This window comes from Marinobacter salexigens (assembly GCF_018860765.1).
GTDB lineage: Bacteria > Pseudomonadota > Gammaproteobacteria > Pseudomonadales > Oleiphilaceae > Marinobacter > Marinobacter salexigens_A.
The window spans coordinates 813084-833423 of record NZ_JAHKPV010000021.1 but is presented as its reverse complement, the minus strand read 5'-3'; the positions used below and the strand labels follow the sequence as shown (position 1 = coordinate 833423).

18 protein-coding genes are annotated in these 20340 nt (G+C 51.3%); 11 read left to right on the top strand and 7 right to left on the bottom strand.

All coding sequences use genetic code 11. The features are described from left to right. Positions 1–20: 20 nt before the first annotated feature. On the bottom strand, positions 21–1427 hold the full coding sequence (locus tag KO508_RS17320; RefSeq protein WP_216009519.1) for a PLP-dependent aminotransferase family protein: 1407 nt from the start codon (positions 1425–1427) through the stop codon (positions 21–23). Between the two features lie 284 nt (positions 1428–1711). Here KO508_RS17320 and KO508_RS17315 point away from each other — a divergent pair, with 284 nt between their 5' ends. The 3 genes from KO508_RS17315 (at position 1712) to KO508_RS17305 (ending at position 5295) form a co-directional block, all read left to right on the top strand. Beyond that, the gene (locus tag KO508_RS17315) at positions 1712–3916 is read left to right on the top strand and encodes an OsmC domain/YcaO domain-containing protein (protein WP_216009518.1); all 2205 of its coding nucleotides are present in this window, start codon (positions 1712–1714) and stop codon (positions 3914–3916) included. A gap of 105 nt (positions 3917–4021) precedes the next feature. Continuing rightward, a complete protein-coding gene (locus tag KO508_RS17310) occupies positions 4022–5008 on the top strand; it encodes a diaminopimelate dehydrogenase (RefSeq protein WP_216009517.1) in 987 nt (328 codons plus the stop codon). Between the two features lie 8 nt (positions 5009–5016). Then, positions 5017–5295 carry a YkgJ family cysteine cluster protein gene (locus KO508_RS17305; RefSeq protein ID WP_216009516.1) on the top strand — a complete coding sequence of 93 codons (279 nt, stop codon included), beginning with the start codon at positions 5017–5019 and terminating at the stop codon, positions 5293–5295. Between the two features lie 4 nt (positions 5296–5299). Here the strand turns inward: KO508_RS17305 and KO508_RS17300 are convergent, their stop codons facing one another. Further along, a complete protein-coding gene (locus KO508_RS17300; protein WP_200361695.1) occupies positions 5300–5566 on the bottom strand; it encodes an RNA recognition motif domain-containing protein in 267 nt (88 codons plus the stop codon). Between the two features lie 152 nt (positions 5567–5718). Between KO508_RS17300 and KO508_RS17295 the strand changes: the two genes are divergently transcribed. Further along, positions 5719–6222: a carboxypeptidase-like regulatory domain-containing protein gene (locus tag KO508_RS17295; RefSeq protein WP_216009515.1), complete on the top strand. Its 504-nt coding sequence runs from the start codon at positions 5719–5721 to the stop codon at positions 6220–6222. A gap of 31 nt (positions 6223–6253) precedes the next feature. Here KO508_RS17295 and KO508_RS17290 read toward each other — a convergent pair whose 3' ends face one another. The 3 genes from KO508_RS17290 to KO508_RS17280 form a co-directional block, all read right to left on the bottom strand. Beyond that, entirely contained in the window at positions 6254–8455 is a 2202-nt protein-coding gene (locus KO508_RS17290) for a mechanosensitive ion channel domain-containing protein (protein ID WP_252738172.1), read from the bottom strand. Continuing rightward, positions 8452–9813: an MBL fold metallo-hydrolase gene (locus tag KO508_RS17285; RefSeq protein WP_216009514.1), complete on the bottom strand. Its 1362-nt coding sequence runs from the start codon at positions 9811–9813 to the stop codon at positions 8452–8454. The genes KO508_RS17290 and KO508_RS17285 overlap by 4 nt, the downstream gene beginning before the upstream one ends. Positions 9814–9922: 109 nt before the next feature. Further along, positions 9923–11239, bottom strand: coding sequence for a hypothetical protein (locus tag KO508_RS17280; RefSeq protein WP_216009513.1), 1317 nt, complete (start codon positions 11237–11239; stop codon positions 9923–9925). Between the two features lie 147 nt (positions 11240–11386). On the opposite strand from KO508_RS17280, the gene cysQ reads away from it, so the two are divergent. From cysQ to KO508_RS17255, 5 genes are read left to right on the top strand one after another with little or no spacing between them, the layout of a single operon-like run. After that, on the top strand, positions 11387–12154 hold the full coding sequence (gene cysQ / locus KO508_RS17275) for a 3'(2'),5'-bisphosphate nucleotidase CysQ (protein WP_216009512.1): 768 nt from the start codon (positions 11387–11389) through the stop codon (positions 12152–12154). Positions 12155–12208: 54 nt separating this feature from the next. Beyond that, a complete protein-coding gene (locus KO508_RS17270) occupies positions 12209–12766 on the top strand; it encodes a sugar transferase (RefSeq protein ID WP_216009511.1) in 558 nt (185 codons plus the stop codon). A gap of 38 nt (positions 12767–12804) precedes the next feature. After that, positions 12805–14226: an MBL fold metallo-hydrolase RNA specificity domain-containing protein gene (locus KO508_RS17265; RefSeq protein WP_216009510.1), complete on the top strand. Its 1422-nt coding sequence runs from the start codon at positions 12805–12807 to the stop codon at positions 14224–14226. A 27-nt stretch (positions 14227–14253) separates the two neighbouring features. After that, positions 14254–15213 (top strand): NAD-dependent epimerase/dehydratase family protein, encoded by a 960-nt coding sequence (locus KO508_RS17260; RefSeq protein WP_216009509.1) that lies wholly within the window; start codon positions 14254–14256, stop codon positions 15211–15213. A gap of 51 nt (positions 15214–15264) precedes the next feature. After that, positions 15265–17238 carry a nucleoside-diphosphate sugar epimerase/dehydratase gene (locus KO508_RS17255; protein WP_216009508.1) on the top strand — a complete coding sequence of 658 codons (1974 nt, stop codon included), beginning with the start codon at positions 15265–15267 and terminating at the stop codon, positions 17236–17238. Positions 17239–17404: 166 nt separating this feature from the next. On the opposite strand, the gene KO508_RS17250 is transcribed toward KO508_RS17255, so the two are convergent. Beyond that, positions 17405–17746, bottom strand: a complete 342-nt coding sequence (locus tag KO508_RS17250) for a DUF6447 family protein (protein WP_216009507.1) — start codon at positions 17744–17746, stop codon at positions 17405–17407. Positions 17747–17791: 45 nt separating this feature from the next. Next, positions 17792–18001 (bottom strand): hypothetical protein, encoded by a 210-nt coding sequence (locus KO508_RS17245; protein WP_216009506.1) that lies wholly within the window; start codon positions 17999–18001, stop codon positions 17792–17794. A gap of 172 nt (positions 18002–18173) precedes the next feature. On the opposite strand from KO508_RS17245, the gene KO508_RS17240 reads away from it, so the two are divergent. Both KO508_RS17240 and KO508_RS17235 read left to right on the top strand, forming a co-directional pair. Continuing rightward, on the top strand, positions 18174–18434 hold the full coding sequence (locus tag KO508_RS17240; protein WP_216009505.1) for a DUF2279 domain-containing protein: 261 nt from the start codon (positions 18174–18176) through the stop codon (positions 18432–18434). 154 nt (positions 18435–18588) lie between these two features. Further along, the gene (locus tag KO508_RS17235; RefSeq protein ID WP_216009504.1) at positions 18589–20340 is read left to right on the top strand and encodes a type I secretion system permease/ATPase; all 1752 of its coding nucleotides are present in this window, start codon (positions 18589–18591) and stop codon (positions 20338–20340) included.

Sequence of the window (20340 nt, the reverse complement as noted above, 5' to 3'; positions counted from 1 at the left end):
AAGCGGCTATTGTTATTCGGTCAACGCTGTAAAAGTAGCTCTGGCAAGCTTGCTAGGGCTTGAGAGCGAGCGTTGTTCCAGGGGTGGGCATAGCTAATTCTCAAACAATTCCGAAACTGACCTGAGGCTGAAAATAGAGGGCCTGGTGTGATAACCACTCCGCGATCTAGGGCCGGCAGATAGGCTGCCAGTGTGTCTACATGTTCAGCCAGCTCAGCCCAAATCGCCAGCCCACCCAGAGGGTTGCTAACACGCACTTCGCAGGGCCAAGCCTGTAGCGACGCTATCAGGTGATCCCGGTTAATACGAAGCTCGTTCCGTTGCCGGCGAAGATGCGAACCTAAGCTTCCATCAGCCATATACTCAGCTACACCTTCTTGAAGGTAGCGGCTGGTGGCCAACTGCGTCACCAGCTTTAGATGTAAAATACGATCATGCCAACGCCCACCAGACACCCAGCCAAGTCGAAGGTCACGGGAAAGACTTTTGGAAAAGGAACTGCAGAGAATGACACGTTCGTCCTGATCCATTGCTTTGAGCGGGTCCGGCGTACCGTGCAATGCCGTGTCAGCGTATATATCGTCTTCTATAATTGCTAGATCATGAACGTTCGCCAACTCAATAAGACGTTTCTTCGCGCTCAGTGGCATCAGCGCGCCGCCGGGTGTGGCGTATGCAGGTGTTACAATACAAGCCCTGACCTTCCAACGCGCCAGAATCTCTTCCAGTGCGTCGGTGTCGATACCGGTTTCGATAGAGCTCGGCACCTCGACCACCTGAAGCCCTAGTTGCTCTAACAGTTGCAACGCGCCATAAAACCCCGGCGACTCGATCGCAACGATATCACCACGATTGCAGCATGCCATCAGGGCTAGAAATAGGGCATGTTGACAGCCTGAGGTGACACACAATTGGTCAAACCGGGCCGCCCAGCCTCGCTTAGCGTAGTGAGAGACAAGTTGCTCTCGAAAACATGGAACGCCAGCCGGAGCATCATAATATTGGTGATGCTCACCTCGTTGGCGTCGCAATGCCCGGCCAATCGAACGGTTCAGGCTCACAATGCCTGGCGGTAGCTTCCCGACACTTAGGTCTGGCAATAGATCAAAAGCCGCACAACGCCTCATTATGTCAAGGAACAACTCGCTCACGGTGACCGGTCGAGGCGGTTCAATTCGGCCAAAGATGAGCGGTTTGTTTGTGTCTCGCAGCGGTAAGGTTACGAAGTAACCAGCCTTGGGCCGGGCTTCAACTAGCCCCTGCGCCTCCAATCTTTGCAGTGCGTGTTGAACCGTCGCTTTCGAAAGGCCTCGCTCTTGGCATAATGTCCGAATGGATGGTAAGCGCTCGCCCAACCGCCAGCGGTGTTCACGAATACCTTGCACTAACCAGTTTTCCAACGCTTGATAGCGATACTCCGATGTCATTTGGCCGCGTCCAGTTGAGCAGTTAGAATTTGAACAACGAAAATCGGGATGGATTTATTTTCGGTAGTCCGCTTTCGTTTTGTGCTGCCTACATCGCTGCATACTATCAGCGTGGGCTGTTTCACCATTAGCTTACCGGTCAGTCTGGTTAATCATAAATCATCCTCTTTCCGATGAGTCGGAATTTCATGGATTTGAAAAGACGAGGGGTGAAAAAAACTGGATAATAGGCAGCGATCTAAGGCGCGTTCCGCGCCAAATTCTTCAAATTGAGTACCCTCGCAATGGAAATCAACGTCAATTATCTCGACAACCTCCGAGTTGAAGCCAAGTTTGATGACTTCTCGGTGATTGCCGACCAGCCCGTTCGCTATAAAGGCGACGGCTCGGCACCTGGCCCTTTTGACTATTTTCTGGCTTCATCAGCCCTGTGCGCCGCTTATTTTGTGAAGGTGTACTGTGTGGCGAGGGACATTCCTACGGATAACATCCGCCTGTCTCAGAACAACATTGTTGACCCGGAAAACCGCTACAAACAGATTTTCAAAATTCAGGTTGAGCTGCCCGATGATCTGCCCGAAAAGCACCGCCAAGGAATCGTGCGCTCCATCGATCGCTGCACGGTTAAGAAAGTTGTGCAAACCGGCCCGGATTTCCAGATTGAAATTGTCGATAATCTGGATGAAGACGCCCAAGCGCTGTTGACGATCCAGCCAGAAGGTGAGAATACCTATATAGAAGGTAAAGACCTTCCGCTGGAGCAAACCATTGCCAATATGAGCGGCATTTTGGCTGATTTGGGCATGAAGATCGAAATTGCTTCCTGGCGCAACATTGTCCCCCACGTATGGTCTCTGCACATGCGTGATGCAGCCTCACCCATGTGCTTCACCAACGGCAAGGGCTCGACCAAAGAAAGCGCTTTGTGTTCGGCGCTGGGGGAGTTTGTTGAGCGCTTGAACTGCAACTTCTTCTACAACGACCAGTTTTTTGGTGAGGACATCGCCAACAGCGAGTTCGTGCATTACCCGAGAGAGCGCTGGTTCAAGCCTGGCCCTAATGATGAATTACCGGAAGGCATTCTGGACGATCACTGCCTGGCCATTTATAACCCGGATGGCGAACTACAAGGCTCCAATCTGATCGACACCAACTCCGGCCGTCTGGATCGCGGAATATGTGCGCTGCCCTACGTGCGTCACTCCGACGGCGTGCCCGTTTACTTTCCGACCAACCTTATTGAAAACCTGTTTCTCAGTAATGGCATGAGCGCAGGCAATACCTTGGCGGAAGCACAGGTTCAATGCCTATCGGAAATCCTCGAAAGGGCTGTGAAAAAGCAGATTATTCAGGAAGAAATTGCCCTGCCAGATGTGCCTACGCATGTTCTGGAAAAGTACCCGAATATTCTTGAGGGGGTAAGGGCGCTAGAGGCGCAGGGTTTCCCCATACTGGTGAAGGATGCGTCACTCGGTGGCCAGTTCCCGGTTGCTAACGTGACGCTGATGAACCCGAAAACCGGCGGTGTGTTTGCGTCTTTCGGTGCCCATCCAAACATGGAAGTTGCTCTGGAACGCAGCCTTACCGAATTGATGCAAGGCCGCAGCTTTGAGGGTCTCAATGATTTTCTTCCGCCTACGTTTAACAGCCTAGCCATCACAGAGCCCAACAATTATGTGGAGCACTTTATTGATTCCAGCGGCGTGATGTCCTGGCGTTTCTTCAGTGCTAAGGCGGATATAGATTTTCAGGAGTGGGACTTCACGGGCACCACCGAAGAAGAAGCCGCTACACTGTTCGGAATCATTGAAGACATGGGTCACGAAGTATATACCGCGACATACGACGATCTGGGCGCCCCGGTTTGTCGCATGCTGGTGCCGGGTTACTCCGAAGTGTATCAGGTAGAAGATCTGATCTGGGATAACACCAATCGGGCTTTGGATTATCGAGAAGATATTCTTAATCTACACATCCTGAGTGATGAACAGCTAGCTGCCTTGGTAGAGCGACTGGACGATAGTCAGATAGACGATTATACAGACATCATCACCCTGATCGGCATTGAGTTTGATGAAAACACCGTGTGGGGCCAGCTCACTATTCTGGAATTGAAACTGCTAATCAATCTGGCGCTCAAGCAATACGAAGACGCGCTGGAGCGGGTGGAAATGTTCCTGCAGTTCAACGACAACACCGTTGAGCGAGGGCTCTTCTATCAAGCCGTTTGCGCAGTGCTGGAAGTCACTCTGGATGAAGAGCTTGAGCTGAATGATTACCTGTTTAACTTTCGGCGCATGTTTGGGGACGAGGTTATGGACGCGGTAGTCGGCTCAGTAGATGGCAGCATCCGCTTCTATGGCCTGACCCCAACCAATATGCAGCTCGAAGGGCTGGACAGGCACCTACGCTTGATCGAAAGCTACAAAAAGCTGCACGCAGCGCGTGCTGCCAAGGCAGGAATTGAGCTGTCGTATACGAGGGCTTGACGTTAATAATACCTCTCGTCACCATTCTTTCAGTTCTTGGGGCTCGCTCCGGCATATGTGGCGAGCTTCCCACGCAGATTTTTTAACGGTACAGGGTTAATCAACATGGCAGACAAGATTAGAGTGGCCATTGCTGGGTACGGCAATCTGGGTAGAGGTGTAGAAGCTGCGTTGGCGCAGAACCCGGATATGCAGCTGGTGGGTGTGTTCAGCCGCCGCGAACCCTCCAGTGTGGCTCTTCTGGATGGCAAAGTGCCGGTTTATGCCATGGCCGATATTGAGCAGTACCAGAACGACGTTGATGTAATGATTCTTTGCGGCGGCTCAAAGGCCGATCTGCCGGAGCATGGGCCTTATCTGGCACAGTTCTTCAACACCGTCGACAGCTTTGACACCCATGCCAAAGTGAACGAATACCACGCAGCACTGGATGAGCCTGCTCGCAAGGCCGGCAAGTTGGCGCTTATGTCTGTGGGCTGGGACCCCGGCTTGTTCTCACTGAACCGCTTGTTTGGTGAAACTATTTTGCCGCAAGGCGAAACCTACACCTTCTGGGGCAAAGGCTTGAGTCAGGGTCACTCGGATGCAGTGCGTCGTGTGGAGGGTGTTAAAAAAGGCGTGCAATACACCTTGCCATCTCAAGACGCCATCGCACGAGTTCGCAACGGTGAACAGCCAGAGCTGACCACACGTGAAAAGCATGTGCGGGAATGCTTCATTGTTCTTGAAGACGGTGCCGATGAAGACACAGTGCGCAACAGCATAGTCACCATGCCGGACTATTTTGAGCCGTTTGATACCACGGTTAACTTCATTGATGAAGCCACCTTTGCCGCAGAGCACAGCGCCATGCCCCACGGCGGCTTTGTGATTCGCAGTGGTGATACTGGCACCCAGAGCAAGCAGTCCATTGAGTACTCGCTGGCCCTTGGCAGCAACCCGGAATTCACCGCCAGTGTACTGGTAGCCTACACACGCGCGGTTCATAAAATGGCCCAAGCGGGCGAAACCGGTGCCAGATCTGTATTTGATGTGGCTCCGGGCTTGCTGTCACCCAAAACCCCAGCGCAATTGCGCAAAGACCTGCTTTGATACCTTACATGACCGACCCCGGTATTAGCTGCTCAAACTGCCAAGCCTGCTGCTGTAGGCTGGAAGTAATGCTAATCACCGAGACAGGCGTGCCAGAGCGCTTTATTGAAACAGATCAGTGGGGCGGCAGAACTATGGCGCGATTGGACGACGGCTGGTGTGCGGCGTTGGACCGCACCACCATGTCGTGCTCGATATACGAGAAGCGGCCATTTATTTGCCGCGAGTTTGAAATGGGCGGCTACGAATGTATAGAAGAGCGCACTGCCAACGAGCCAATAACGTAAAGCGTCAGCTTTTCGTATCGGGTTGCTGTTCCTTATCCTGAGCGAACTTCACCCGAATTCTGTTTGTTCCCACACGGGTTTCGTTCAGTTGCGCCTTGGCCATCTTGGCTTCCTTAGCATTCGGCATTTCCACAAAGCCGAAGCCTTTGGACTTTCCGGTTTCTTTATCCAGTACCAAAGTACACTCAGCAACCGTGCCATGGGCTGAAAACAGCTCTTGAATTTCCTGTTCTGTGGTTGTGCGTGCGAGATTACGGACTAATAGTTTCATGATGGACCATATGAGAAGGGAGTTGTCGCGCCAATTGTTTCAGTGTGGGGTGGTAAGAACAAGCTGCTTTTTCAGCCCGGCTGGGATCACTCCCACATGATTTCGCCCAAGCGATGTATATTCGCAAGGCGTTGGTACATTCGGAATTCACTATGACTTCAGTATTGCGTCGGTGTGGGCTGATACTGGCGATGTTCTTTGTATTTTTAAATGAAGGGAACGCTGGGATGTTTGGGTTTTTAAAGAAATTCGATGTTCTTCTTTTCCCTAAGGTCAGGGGAAGAGTTGAGCAAGCCGGAGCGCCAGTTCAAGGTCTGAAAATTATTCGTGCTGCGACATATGATACCGCTGAAACACAGGAAACCTATACCGATAAGAATGGAGTGTTCAGCTTTCCGCCTTGGACAACTAAGTCCAGAACGCCGGGTAAGCCACTTGTTGAAGATAGGCTAAGGCAGGTTGTTGTTGCTCAACAGGGAGGAGAGAAATATGTTCTTTGGCACTATGTTACCGCAAGAGTCACCGGAGAGGCTGTAATAACGGAAAAACTGGCACACCTTAACTGTAGTCTTGAGGACGAGGAGATAGTTCATCATTTTACAAAAGTAGAGAACCAAACTTTTACTCACGATATATCTAGCATTTGTCGCTGGTAGGTCTGATTTTCATATAGATGTGATTCTCAAGTCATACCCCCGGCGCCCGTCTATCCACGTAAGGTGACCTAGCACCACCTTCGCCTTCCATCTGAACACTAATCCTTGGTGCCGCAACATCAATGTATCGCTCCTCCATGCGCCGTTTAAGTAGCAGGTTAAAGGCGCGGGAAACATCCCACTGATACTCCGGTTTAGTGCGCATCCGCATACGCAGCACGGGGCAACCTTCCTCAAACGAGTGAATACCCTGCATTTCAAGCGGCGACCAGATTAGCCAGCGCATATCTGGCAGTGTGCGCAGTTCTTCGGCCGTCTCCGTCATTAAAAGAATGGCATCATCAATTGGCAATTCACGGGGAATGCGGATTTTGATGAGAGCGATACCAAATTGCCGGGACATATTGTGAATGGAACTGATTTTGCTGAACGTGATGTGATGAACAACGCCTTCAAGATCCCGCAAGCGCACGGTGCGCATATTGAAACCTTCCACTGTGCCCATGAACCCGTTGATTTCTACAAAGTCCCCTACCGACATTGAGTCTTCAACAACAATAAACAGGCCGGTAATCAAATCCTGCACCAGTGTTTGCGCACCAAAACCAACGGCCAAACCAATAATACCCGCACCTGCCAACAGAGGGGTTACATCAACGCCGATGGTAGAAAGGCCTACCAATGTGGCTATGATCAGGATTGTTATGAGCAGCGTGTTTCGCGCAATAGGCAGAATTGTTTGGGCTCTTGCCGGATTGATACGCTTTTTACGGTCGCCGCCGCGCATGGCTCTTTCTAAAAGCTCATCCACGAAGATCCATGTTAGGTTGGCAATCAAGCCGGTAAAAATAATGCCAATCAGACTGCCTGCGAGCCCGGGGCTCACAGGTGGCTTTTCTCCCAAACCGAGAAAAGACAAGCCCCATATCTGCAATATCAGCTCAAAAAACAGTAGCCACGCCGCCGTTTGTATTAGGCGGTAACCGAAACGTACCAGCCTTCGGCTGAACGTGCTGAGCGCTTGATGTTGCGGGCGGTTCTCTTGAATGCCAATTAGCCCTTGAAGGGCGAGAGTCAACGCAAGCAGTAGTGCGCAAACCATAGCCTTGCCCAGGGCTGCATCCGCTTCGCCGCCGTTTACAAAAACAGCGACTACAGATGCGCTGATGGCCATCAGCATGGGGATATGCCAAAGCCTCGCCAACAGAGCGGTCACTTCCCGCCAAACACCTTGGTTTTGGCGCTGTTTGTAAGGGCGATTGCGGATCAAGTGTGTGACCGGGCGGCGATTGCGGATAATTAGATAAAAACTGAGCAAGGCCGCGATTACACTAAAAATCAGTGCAAGCGCACTGGCCAGTTCGTTGCCCAAGGGCTCGGTCAGTTCACTGGTACCAAGAGCATCCTCCAAAGCGAACAGTACGCCGATAATAAAGAGTGGTAAGAGCATGCGGCGGCGCAAAATCTGAACAGCCGCTAAGCGATGGCCGCTGGAGAAAATCGAAATCATCACATCAAATAGCGATGTTAATCCGCGCGCGCTCAAGGCTGCATAAGCCAGGATAAGAATAGTGGTTTGCGCCTCTTCAGACATGCCAAACGTTGGCAACCCGGCCAAAAGGGCAACAAAGGTAAGAAGCCAAGGCGCAATCCGCCGCACAAAGTGGGCGATTAACATCCAGGGCCGAGGTTGCCTTGGCATTGTGAGTGGCCAGCCTCGCCATGAAAAAAACAGGCGAGCAAGGCGTGAAAGACCCCAGAGTGCCGCTATCCAAACAACAAGCCCGGCCGCGGTTTCTGCCAGCACGCGATGGGAGGCGCTGGCCAGAAGCTTCTCAGCTGCGCCATAGGCATTACGGAAATGCGTCTTCCATTGGCCAAGAGGTGTTTCGGCAGTACTGTCTGCATTAGTGGTTTGATCAAACAAAAGGGCAAGAGCACCCAACAACCCCTCTCCGTTGGAAGCTCCTTGGCCGCTTTGAGATGACTCCGCCTGCAATCCCTCCTGAATGGTCTTCAGTTGTTGCACCAACACCCGTCGGTTTTCGTCATCCTCCAGAGCCTGGATAGCTACCTCAAGAGACTTCTCCAGCTCTTCTGGTGAAGCTGTTTCTTCTTTTTCTGCTTGGCTCGAAAACCCGGGAATGCCGGGTAGCGTAAAGGGCTGGGCTTGAGCAGTGCCCATCGCAGTAAACAATAAGACCAAGCCAAAAAAGAGCGCAGTTAACTTCAAATTTCTACCTCTTCAAACAAATCCGGTACCTCGGTGTTCCAGCCAAATTTATCATTGATGCGTTTGCGCATAATGTCACTGGCTAGCATTTCGCCGTGGGTAACATACACGTGTTCGGGCTCCAGAGCCCCTTGCTCAAGCCATTGCAGAAGTTCATTGTAATCGCCATGAGCCGAGAGAGAGCCCATGTTGTGTATCTCGGCTTTTACGGGCCAGTATTCTCCGTGGATTTTTATCCGTTCTGCCCCGGCAACTAGCCTGTCCCCCCGAGTTCCCGGCGCCTGAAAACCCGCGAACACCACGCTGTTCCTGTAATTTGGCAGCAGGGTTTTTAAATGGTGCAGAACTCGGCCACCGCTAGCCATGCCACTGGCTGATACGATAATGCAGGGGAAGCGCACGGAATCCAGTTTGATGGATTCATCCACCGTGCGAACGAACTCAGTATGACTGTCGATAACCTCGCATTGGCTAGCGCTGAGTTTGTGTTCCTTGTGATGCGTGCAAAAAATCTCTGTCGCTTTGATGGCCATGGGGCTGTTGAGGAATACCGGCAACTTCGGGATGCGCCCCTCTCGCATAATTTTGTGAATCGCATAGAGCAGCATCTGGGCTCGACCCACGGCAAAAGCTGGTATCAATACAATGCCGCCTCGGCCGGCGGTGCGAGTAATGATCTCGGCCAGTTCCGTTTCCGGGTCGGTTTCCTCGTGTAGCCTGTCGCCGTAGGTAGATTCACACACCAACACATTGGCTTTTTTGATGGGTTCTGGCGGTCGCATAATCAGGTCGTTTTGCCGGCCCACATCACCGCTGAACACCACGGTTCGGTCATTGGCTTTGTGGCGCACGTGCACGCAAGCAGAGCCAAGAATGTGTCCCGCGGGGGTGAAGGTCACTTCAAAGCCTTTTACCGGCTCAAACGTTTGGTGGTAATGGTAGGGTTCAAAGTGCTTTAGAGATTCCCATGCATCTTTCACCGTAAACAGTGGTTCCGGGTTTTCGTGTCTTGAGAACTTTTTTCGGAAGGCATATTTGGCATCTTCTTCTTGCAGATAGCCCGCATCTGGAAGCAATACCTTGCACAAATCGTGAGTGCCTTGAGTGCAGTAAATCTTACCTTTGAAGCCGTTTTTCACCAGCGCGGGAAGGTAGCCCGAGTGGTCTATGTGGGCATGGGTGAGCACTACCGCATCAATGGTGCTCGGGTCTACGGGAAACTTCGCCCAGTTCCTTCTGCGTAGGGTTTTAACCCCCTGATACATACCACAGTCGATCAATACGCGGTGTTTATCGTCAGATAACAGGTAGCGCGAACCGGTCACTGTACCGGTTCCGCCGAGGAAGCGAAGTTTCATAACAAAAGACCTTCTAGCTAGTCAGGGTGGAGAACGTCTGAAACGAGTCTAGCCAGACTGCCTGAAAGCGTCGCTTTAGAAAAGTCTGGCTATGCAAGCCGGTGAATAATCAGTAAATAACTTGACCATTCAAGGTGGCCGACTCCAGTTCCAGAATAGATTGGGGGTTGGCCTCACTTGGTGAATAAGTTCGTAAGTTGATCCCTGTTCCCACGGCAATCCATTCGATAGATTCTGTTCTCTCGCCGTCCTCAAAGTTCAGGAAGCGCATTTTGCACGCATCAATGCGCCCAGCTGGCACTTCAACGGTTTCGATACCAAGAAACGTATGTTCGAAAGAAACGTTAGAGCGTACGCCATTTGATTTGGCAACATAGTTATAGCTATAGGTATCGTTGAGGCCGATATCCAATATGGTGTCGACGGATGGTTCGAACGTGTTTTCTACCACGGTTCCACCGATTTCAAAAACAGACCCGAAGTACGAGCTGGCACCAGAGTCGAGATCAATGATCAAATACTGGGTTATTGTCAGTTGTCCATTCGCAGTCGATTGTTGAATCTCGCGGACCTCTACGGGCCGGTCATTAAACGTGGTGGGTTCAAGCATACGTTGCGATGTGGTTTCCGTGTAGGCGGACTGTCCTGGCAGCGTTACACGGGTTTGCGTAACCAGCTCTGCGCCAGATCTGAAAAGATCAGGGTTGAAGCAGGCGTTAAAATTTTGCGCACTCGGGTTGCTATCTTCATCCACAATTGCTCTAGGAATCTGATCGAGATTGCCGTCTTGCAGCAGCAACAGAAGAGCTTCGTAACTTGCCAGCGTTGGGGCAGCGTTTTCGATAGCGGCGATCAGTTGGTCAAGTAGTTGATCATGGCTATCGCCAATAGATAAGGTACTGCGAACCGGGTCCAAATTCTCAGGAACCGAGTAGCCAAGGTTTTCTAATGTACTCAGCAATTCCTGCGCTCGTTGCGATAAAACCTCGGCGACTTGGCTTAGATCTCCTTGTGCAAACCATTGGCTGGGATTCTCTCCTGCAAGTGCGATGGCCATATCTGTAAGAGGCGTTATATTTACCCTGCCGCCGGTAACCGCAAGGCTATGGAAAGACCTTTGATCCGATTGCTTAGCGCTCAGAGCACAAGGCAACGCGTTTGCCCCAACTTCGCCCTGAAATCGACCGTTAGCGTCTGTTACCACGTTATTTAGAAAGCCAGAACCGTCTTCACACCTTGCAGAAATTGGAGCGTTACCTATTGCTGCGCCGGTAGCCGCTGTACCAGAAAGCGCAACTGTTTCTGTCTGGTCGGTAGCAGGGCTCGACGATGAGGAGCCGCCACATGCTGCCAGAAAAATAGTTGAAGTTAGAAGCATTAAATTCGCAACGCGGCTTGAGAAAACCGTTTTATTGGAATGGCCCATAAAGCTTCCTCGGTTTAGGTGGGGCTGTACTGTACAGCGTATGTCGCTACCGAGTACATAAGGTCGCTCAGTTCCGCTAAAATTGAAAGGGTACGCTCGCATTGTTTGATACCATAACGCTGACACCCGAAAAGCAGGACGCGATATATGCACTATAGTTCAATGCTCCCCGAAGTCATCAAATTGGCTGATGAAGCTGGCACCAGAGTGCTCCATATATACCAATCCGATTTTAAAGTGAGCTATAAGGAGGACGAATCGCCAATCACCGCTGCGGATGTCGCCAGCCACGAAACCATTGTAAAAGGCTTGCGCAATATCAGCCGAGACATACCAATCCTCTCGGAAGAGGGTGCGCAATCACCCTGGGAAGAGCGAAAACATTGGCGGCGGTTCTGGTTGGTTGACCCCATTGATGGCACCAAAGAGTTCACCCAGCGTACCGGTGAATTCACAGTGAATATCGCATTGATTGAAGACGGTGAGCCGGTAATGGGCGTTGTCACAGCTCCTGCTTTAAAAGAAGCTTTTTGGGGAATAAAAGGCGAAGGTGCCCACAAGCGCGACCGAACTGGGCGAATTCACCGAATTTATGTGGCAGAGCCGCCCTCAACCAAGCGCGTCGTTGCCAGCAAAAACCACATGAATGACGAGACCCGGAACTTTATTAGAGCACTCGGCCCCCATAAAACCATTCAAGCGGGCAGCTCCCTTAAATTCTGCCGCATAGCCGAAGGCCACGCAGACCTCTACCCGCGCTTAGGGCCTACCAGCGAGTGGGATACAGCGGCAGCCCATGCAGTATTGGTAGCGGCGGGAGGCGATGTGCGAAAGCTGGATGGTGAGCCTTTGCAGTATGGCAAGGAAGATGTCTTGAATCCGCATTTTATTGCTGCGGGGAATTGGTATTTTTAATAGGTTGTGTTTTGCTGACCGTCACTAATATTCCGAGCTATCAGGATTAAACTATTGATTCGTATGTTGGATTTTTTGTTCGCGTTGCTTGGTTTGGTATTGGGCTTCCCGGTGTTGCTTGTTCTTTGCTTTATCGGGCTGTTTGATACAGGCGCACCTATATTCAGGCAGCAAAGAGTAGGGCAACTCAAGAAACCGTTCACGCTGGTAAAGTTCCGAACGATGTCTGTAGATACGGCCTCTGTTGCCAGCCATTTAGCAAGCAACTCATCCATCACCAAATTGGGCCGTTTTTTACGCCGTACCAAGCTCGATGAACTGCCGCAGCTGTGGAATGTTTTAAAAGGTGAGATGAGCTTGGTTGGTCCGCGCCCCTGTTTATTCAATCAGGAAGAACTGATTGCCGAGCGTGAGCGTCTGGGTGTGCTCAATGCTCGGCCGGGTATTACCGGTTTGGCTCAGGTGCAGGGCATTGATATGTCTACTCCCCTATTGTTAGCGCAAACCGACGCAAAGATGCTCGCCACCCTTGGCGTCGCGGCCTACTTTAAATACATCTTCTTGACGATATCAGGCAAAGGCTTAGGCGATAGAGTGCCTGGTCGTGATTAAGTCTCATTTGCTTAAACAGACAACAGGGAATGTTGAAAATGATAGATATCATTCATCATGGTGCAACCACGGGGGTTACCGGTTCCTGCCATGAGCTCACCCTTGGCTTAGTAGCTGCCTCAGAGCCGAATAATACAGCTGGCATTTTGGTTGATTGCGGCTTGTTTCAGGGGCAAGAAAAGGGTTCCAGTGCCAGCGCATCCGACCTTTCTATAGACTTTCCCATTGCGCATATCCGTGCTTTGGTTGTCACACACGTGCACATCGACCACGTCGGACGAATTCCATATTTATTGGCTGCGGGTTTCGAGGGGCCGATTATCTGTTCCGAACCTTCGGCCCTAATGCTTCCTGAAATACTCGAAGATGCCCTGAAAATTGGCTTTACTCGGGATAAACGGCTAATCGATCGAGTGCTTGAGCTAATCCGCACCAGACTTGTACCTGTACCTTATGGGCAGTGGCACCCGGTGTTTTCAGAACCAAACGGTTCACTGTCCGTGCGTTTACAGCGTGCGGGGCACATTCTAGGTTCGGCTTATGTTGAATGCGAGGCGGTTTCTGGAGTGGAGCGGGAGCGGGTAGTATTCAGCGGCGATTTAGGCGCACCCCATGCACCTCTATTACAAGAGCCAGCCTCGCCAGAACAAGCAGACCGACTCGTGATCGAGAGCACCTACGGCGATAAAGATCACGAGAGCCGGGAAACCCGGCGCTACCGCCTGAAAACGATTCTGGAGCACGCCTTAGCGGATGGCGGTACGGTACTGATTCCCGCATTCAGTATTGGCCGAACGCAAGAACTATTGTATGAAATTGAAGGCTTGATACACGAATTTCGACATGATGCTGTTACGGACGGCGTGGCCTGGGATAACTTAGAAATTGTGGTAGATTCGCCGCTGGCGGCAGAATTCACGAGCATTTATCGTAAACTCAAGCCGTTTTGGAATGGCGAGGCGGCGGAACTGATTCGCCAAGGCCGACACCCGCTTTCCTTTGAGCAGCTAACCGTAATCAACTCCCACGAAGACCATCAAAACGCCGTTGAATACCTGACCCGCTCACACCGCCCCTGCGTAGTGTTGGCTGGCTCTGGTATGTGTGCCGGAGGGAGGGTGGTAAATTACCTTAAAGCGATGCTGGGGGAAGCCAGAAACGACGTGTTGTTCGTGGGTTATCAAGCTGCAGGCACACCGGGGCGTGATATTCTGATTTATGGCCCACGCGGTGGTTGGGTAGAATTCGATGGCTGTAGGTTTGATATTCGGGCCAGAGTGCATCAGGTAGGCGGCTATTCGGCTCACGCGGGGCAGTCCGATTTAATTCGCTTTATCGAAGGTATAGCCAAAAAACCAAGAGAAATACGTGTTGTTCACGGTGATGACTCTGCAAAGCGCGCGTTCAAGCAGTGCCTTGACGGTTTGGGTTATCCAAGGGTTCTGATACCGAACAAGTAATGTCTTTAATCCACAACAGGTTGAGTTATGAAGGTTCTGGTTACTGGCGCCACAGGCTTTGTTGGTAGCGCCTTGGTGAAAGCACTGCTAAAGCGCCCCGAGGTGTTTGTAGTCGCAGCTTGTCGCGAGCCCGGGCCGGTATGCCACCCAAAGCTCAAATGGGTTAGGGTCGGAGAACTTGGCCCAACAACGAACTGGCGTGAGGCTCTGGACGGCATACAAATCGTAATTCATTGCGCAGCGGCAAACTCAGCAGAAGGCGGCAACGGTGCTGAGCGTGCGCAAAGACTCTATGAGATTAACGCGACGGGAACTGCACGGCTGGCCAGCGAGGCAGCTGCGCAAGGAGTCTCGCGTTTTTTGTACTTCAGTACCATTAAAGTGCACGGCGAAACCGGCGGTCCGTACACAGAGATTAGCCCGCACAACCCTGTTAGCCCCTACGCTGTGAGCAAAAGTGCCGCGGAAAGCAAACTGACGAAAATCTGCCACGAAACTGGCATGGAATACGTTATAATTCGTCCACCGCTGGTTTATGGGCCGGGCGCAAAAGGTAACTTCCGTATGCTTATGCGGTGGGCGAACAGCAGTGTCCCCATATTGATAAACCGCATTCAGAACAAGCGGAGTATGATCTACCTTAATAACATGGTTCAGTTTACCGAACTGGCCATGCAGCACCCCGCCGCCGCCAACGAAAGCTTTCTTGTTAGTGATGGCGCAGACTTTTCAACAGCACAAATCTTAATAGGGTTGCGCGAACTGTATGGTCGCAGGCCTTTGCGTTGGAGCTTGCCAAGAGCGGTTTTTCAGCTGGCAACTGCGTTGCCGGGCCTGAACAGCATTGTGGATCGTATTGCATCATCCTTAACGCTTGATTCCTCAAAATCGCAACAAGTACTAGGGTGGGAACCTGCGCTGACCGGGTTCAAAGGCTTTGAAGAAACGCTGGTGATTGAAAAAACCGTAACTAAAGAAAGGCATTGATCGCTGCTAGTCTGAATCTTAGGACTCATAAGTTTGAAGGAAAATCAGGTAATGAATGATCAGTTAGCCAATGCCCTCAAAAAGCTGTTTGAGCTTTCACGCCCGCAGAAACGCATGATATCCGTTACGGCTGATCTGACTTTTGTTTTCCTTTCCCTTTGGGCAGCCTATGCGCTGCGTCTTGAAACATGGCTGTGGCGACCCACTTGGAACCACCTACCTGTATTTTTTGTGACGGGTGTTATTACCATTGCGGTTTTCGTGCGTTTGGGCTTGTATAGAGCAGTGATCCGATACATCAGCGAAAAAGCCCTCATGGTTGTTTTGGCTGGTGTGGTTGCGTCCGGGCTCTCACTTGTAGTGTCCGGCTACCTGCTTCAGGCGATGGTGCCACGCTCCGTTCCCGTCATGTATGGTTCCTTCCTATTCATTATGGTGGCCGGCACCCGTTTCGGGTTTCGCGCGCTTATTAACCGCCCTATGGAGAAAACCAAGGGTCGGGTTTTAATTGTCGGCACTGGTTCGCGAGCCCTTGAGCTACACCACGCGCTCATACAGGGAACCGAGTATCGGCCCATGGGCTTCGTAACTCTGGACAGTAAAAAACACAGAAGCTTAATAGCGGGCTTTCAGGTTTATGCAGTCAGTCATCTAAAAAAAGCGGTAAATGAGCAGGGCATTCAGAGAGTATTTCTCGCTCTCGATGACAATGTGGCTCTCAGTCGCAAAGAGTTAATAAGAACACTCGAAGAGCTGCAAGTGCCCATTCAAACAGTGCCCGCCGTGTCAGAATTGGTCGCTGGTACTGCCAGAATCAACGATATCCGGGATCTAGATCCCGCTGAATTGCTTGGAAGGGAGCCGGTGCAGCCAAGCCGCGGCCCAACCAAAGATATAGTGCAAGGTCGTGCTGTTATGGTGACCGGAGCGGGCGGCTCTATCGGCTCAGAGCTCTGTCGCCAACTGGTTCAAGAACAGCCAAGCGCGATCGTTCTCATGGAGCAGTCTGAATACGCCTTATACAGCATTGATAAAGAACTAAAGGCCATTGTGAGTGCCCAAGGCTTATCGGTTAATGTGCACTCCATGCTTGGTAGCGTGCTGCATCGCCGACGGTGTGAGGCGATTATGCGGACCTTTAAAGTAGATACGGTCTACCATGCAGCAGCATACAAGCATGTACCACTCGTAGAATCCAACGTAATCGAAGGCTTGCAGAACAATGTGATGGGAACTCGTCACTGCGCAGAGGCCGCCATTGCTGCAGGAGTGAACCGGTTCGTTCTTATATCTACCGATAAAGCCGTGCGCCCCGCCAACGTAATGGGGGCCACCAAGCGCATGGCTGAACTGGTTTTGCAGGGCCTTTCGGCGCACCAGCAAGGCACTATTTTTTCGATTGTTCGTTTTGGCAATGTGCTAGGTTCTTCCGGTTCTGTGGTGCCATTATTCAGAGATCAAATCCGCAGTGGTGGGCCTGTTACCGTCACTCATCCCGAAGTAATCCGCTATTTTATGACTATTCCTGAAGCTGGCCATTTGGTGCGTCAAGCAGCGGCTATGGGTAAGGGCGGGGAAGTATTTGTGTTAAACATGGGAGAGCCGGTAAAAATTGCCGACCTTGCGAAAAGAATGATTCGTTTAATGGGGTTGTCAGAGCGTACAGGTTTAAATTCTGATGGTGACATCGAAATTGTTTACACAGGGCTACGCCCCGGCGAAAAGCTCTATGAAGAACTGCTGATTGGAGACAACCCGGTTGCGACGACCAATGCGCGGATTATGATGGCAAGAGAGGCTTGTCTTCCTTGGGCAGAGGTGCGGGTTTTATTGGAGGAGTTGGTGCAGGCAAGCCAGCAGTTTGATTGTGCTCGCGTGGTGCAGATTTTGTCAGAGGCGCCGACAGGGTTTTCTCCCCAGCACGTACTGCAGGATGAACTTTGGTCAGTATCAGGGAATCCTGATGTGCCCGCAGTGGCAGAAGCGCTACCAAACAGCAGTAATATTTATAAGTTTCCAGTTTGAGCGAGCCATAAAAAAAGCCAGCTCCTAAAAGCTGGCTTTCACTATCCGCACTAAACTGACAACACTTAATTGATCAATTCACTACAAATTCTACGCTCGCCTAACAACAGAGTCAACTAAACTAAAACTGTCAGGTTGATAGGAAATTTCAATAATAGTGAATTGTTCACTGCAGCGTTGTATTCATTGCTGACAACTCGCGCTCAAGGTTCTCTGAGTAGCTGCCACGGGCGGTTCGTGCTATTGCGAGTTCAAGCTCTAATTCGTTGATCAATCGATCAGTAGCACGCAAATTGTTGATTTGAGCCTGCGCTTTTTCGCTCAGGGAATTCAAATCATACGTCTTGCCGTCAATATTTACTTGTGGGCTGGCGTTTGCTTTGCTTGCGGCAGCCTTTTTAGGCGCTGCAGCTTTTTTGGCAGGAGTTTTGCGGGCTGCTGCTTTAGCGGTGGAACCCGTTGCTGGAGACTTCTTGCCAGCGCTGGTCGTCTTCTTGGATTCAGTCATGTTACAGCTCCTGAGTGAAAAATGGCGTTGCGATTACTTTCGCGATTACTTTCCGCTCTTGCTCGGGGTGGCTTTGCCAATGCTGGCTTTCAAATGCTCAACGTAACGAGCTTGGGCTGTGCGGGCAATAGCGATACGGGCTTCAAGCTTCTCGATAAATTCACTGGTTAATGCGGCTTGGTTAGCCAGCTTCCGAGCTTCCTCTGGGAGCTCGTCGAGATTATAGCTTTTATTGTCTAACGTAAATTTTTCCATAAGTCGTCAAATCCGCTTAACGGTTTTCAAAAGTAACGCAATTCAAGGTGGCGAAGTATACAAGAGCGCCACCAGCGTTTCATCTAAGGTTAACAAAAAATAAACCCATGTGCGGGGGTTGTAATCGGATCGCTCGCAACCAAATAGGCTTCTTTGGCCCCGGAACGGATTTATGATGAGCAGTGCAATCACGCGTCTGAAGCATTGGCTGCACGAGGCCGACAAGCTCCAGCACATGCTTGTGAGCATCGTTCTGGTGCAGATGGGGCTTTACTGGCTAGACATCTTCAGTGCCGCAGCGGTCGCGTTTGGTATAGGTATCGTCAAAGAGCTTGGCGACAAGTTTTTTCGCGACGGTTTCAGTTGGGGCGATATTATAGCGAACGCCGTAGGCGTATCCCTAGGTGCAATATTGGTGCTTCCATGGTTATAACCAAATCTGGGCGCAAACGCCATGATTACCATCTTTCAAGGCGCGTTGACACCCCCTGGCCCCCTCCATAGAATGGCGGCCTCTCTAGGTTCCCGCTCCGTGCAGCACGTTTTCATGCTTTAACTAATTTTCTAACCTATCGGTAAAGCTGTCCATGTTCAAAAAATCCGACGCCCGGCAAACCAAGCCTACAGAACTCGAAGAGTCGCTCAAGGCCTGTAAGGATGGTTTTGTTTCAGCAGGCATATTCAGTTTGTTTATAAACGTTCTGATGCTTGTGCCTGCAATCTACATGCTTCAGGTGTACGACCGTGCACTTGGAAGTCGAAGCGTAGAAACGCTAGTAATGCTTACCATCATATTGGTGGTGCTGTTCACCACCCTTGCATTACTGCAAATGGTACGCTCCGCCATACTGGTAAGGGTCGGGAACAAAATAGACCAGAGCATGAACCAGAAAATCTTTTCTGCCATGTTTCGCCAAGCTATAGATAAACCCGAGCAGCAGAGTGCTCAGCCTTTAACCGATCTCACATCTTTGCGCCAGTTCCTAACAGGGCAGGGTCCTATTGCGTTTTTTGATGGCCCCTGGTTGCCGATCTACATCGTAGTAATGTTTATATTCCACTTTTGGTTTGGTGTGGCGACCATTGTGGCGGCACTCATCCTGATTGCCCTCGCTTACGCAAACGAAAAGTGGACTGGCAAAATGCTAGCCAGAGCCGGCCAAGCGAATATTCAGTCTACACAATATGCCGGGTCCTGCCTGCGCAATGCTGAAGTAGTGCACGCCATGGGCATGGAAAACAATATCCGTGGGCGCTGGCTCAATCGCCACATGGACTTCTTGTCCAATCAGGCAGATGCTTCCGATAGGGCAGGTATTCTCAGTAATACGTCTAAAACCCTGCGCATGCTTTTCCAGTCGCTAATGCTGGGGTTGGGCGCCTACCTCGCTATTGAGCAAGAAATTACTCCGGGTATGGTTATTGCGGGCTCCATTTTGATGGGGCGCGCACTTGCGCCGCTGGATCTATTGATTGCCTCCTGGAAAGGGTTCAGCCAAGCCCGCTCGGCCTATGATCGCTTGAACGGGCTGTTTGATAACTACCGCACCCAAAGTGAAGGCATGCCCTTGCCTCCGCCGGAAGGCGCTTTGTCAATTCAATCTATGGTAGTGATTCCGCCCGGCGGTCAGTCGCCCGCGCTGAACGGCCTAGGCTTTGCGCTGGGTAAAGGCGAAATGCTTGCCGTTGTGGGCCCGAGTGCTGCCGGTAAATCCACTCTTGCGCGAGCGGTGTTGGGTATTTGGCCCTTGGCCAACGGAACAGCAAGGCTTGATGGTGCGGATATACACCAGTGGGATAAAGCCCAGCTTGGCCCCTACCTCGGCTACCTGCCGCAAGATATCGAATTATTTGAAGGCACGATCAGTGAAAATATCGCGCGCTTTGGCGAGCCTGAACCCGGCAAAGTGGTAGATGCGGCCAGGCTGGCAGGCGTTCACGAGCTGATCTTGGGTCTGCCTAATGGCTACGACACACCCATTGCCTCGGTTGGCGGTGTGTTGTCTGGCGGCCAGCGCCAGCGTATCGGCTTGGCTCGTGCGGTATACGATTCACCTCGCTTGATCGTATTGGATGAGCCCAACTCCAACCTCGACGATCAAGGTGAGCAGGCGCTTCTTGCAGCCCTTGAGGAATTAAAACGAAGGGGGGTAACCGTTATCTTGATTTCTCATCGTAAGCCGATTTTGCGCTTGGTAGACAAAATGCTGGTGCTTGCCGATGGCCGCGCAGTGGCCTTTGGTTCCCGCGACGATGTTATGAAAGGTCTGCAAGACGGCACCATTGCAATAGGAAACAAGGGTGGTAACCGGCCCGCTATCCAAGGTGGGGGAGCATAA

What these genes read in the sequence shown, in the direction of transcription:
- KO508_RS17320 (WP_216009519.1), bottom strand. Translation starts at nt 1,427, where the DNA reads ATGACATCGGAGTATCGCTATCAAGCGTTGGAAAACTGGTTAGTGCAA.
- KO508_RS17315 (WP_216009518.1), top strand. Translation starts at nt 1,712, where the DNA reads ATGGAAATCAACGTCAATTATCTCGACAACCTCCGAGTTGAAGCCAAG.
- KO508_RS17310 (WP_216009517.1), top strand. Translation starts at nt 4,022, where the DNA reads ATGGCAGACAAGATTAGAGTGGCCATTGCTGGGTACGGCAATCTGGGT.
- KO508_RS17305 (WP_216009516.1), top strand. Translation starts at nt 5,017, where the DNA reads ATGACCGACCCCGGTATTAGCTGCTCAAACTGCCAAGCCTGCTGCTGT.
- KO508_RS17300 (WP_200361695.1), bottom strand. Translation starts at nt 5,566, where the DNA reads ATGAAACTATTAGTCCGTAATCTCGCACGCACAACCACAGAACAGGAA.
- KO508_RS17295 (WP_216009515.1), top strand. Translation starts at nt 5,719, where the DNA reads ATGACTTCAGTATTGCGTCGGTGTGGGCTGATACTGGCGATGTTCTTT.
- KO508_RS17285 (WP_216009514.1), bottom strand. Translation starts at nt 9,813, where the DNA reads ATGAAACTTCGCTTCCTCGGCGGAACCGGTACAGTGACCGGTTCGCGC.
- KO508_RS17280 (WP_216009513.1), bottom strand. Translation starts at nt 11,239, where the DNA reads ATGGGCCATTCCAATAAAACGGTTTTCTCAAGCCGCGTTGCGAATTTA.
- cysQ (WP_216009512.1), top strand. Translation starts at nt 11,387, where the DNA reads ATGCACTATAGTTCAATGCTCCCCGAAGTCATCAAATTGGCTGATGAA.
- KO508_RS17265 (WP_216009510.1), top strand. Translation starts at nt 12,805, where the DNA reads ATGATAGATATCATTCATCATGGTGCAACCACGGGGGTTACCGGTTCC.
- KO508_RS17260 (WP_216009509.1), top strand. Translation starts at nt 14,254, where the DNA reads ATGAAGGTTCTGGTTACTGGCGCCACAGGCTTTGTTGGTAGCGCCTTG.
- KO508_RS17255 (WP_216009508.1), top strand. Translation starts at nt 15,265, where the DNA reads ATGAATGATCAGTTAGCCAATGCCCTCAAAAAGCTGTTTGAGCTTTCA.
- KO508_RS17250 (WP_216009507.1), bottom strand. Translation starts at nt 17,746, where the DNA reads ATGACTGAATCCAAGAAGACGACCAGCGCTGGCAAGAAGTCTCCAGCA.
- KO508_RS17245 (WP_216009506.1), bottom strand. Translation starts at nt 18,001, where the DNA reads ATGGAAAAATTTACGTTAGACAATAAAAGCTATAATCTCGACGAGCTC.
- KO508_RS17240 (WP_216009505.1), top strand. Translation starts at nt 18,174, where the DNA reads ATGATGAGCAGTGCAATCACGCGTCTGAAGCATTGGCTGCACGAGGCC.
- KO508_RS17235 (WP_216009504.1), top strand. Translation starts at nt 18,589, where the DNA reads ATGTTCAAAAAATCCGACGCCCGGCAAACCAAGCCTACAGAACTCGAA.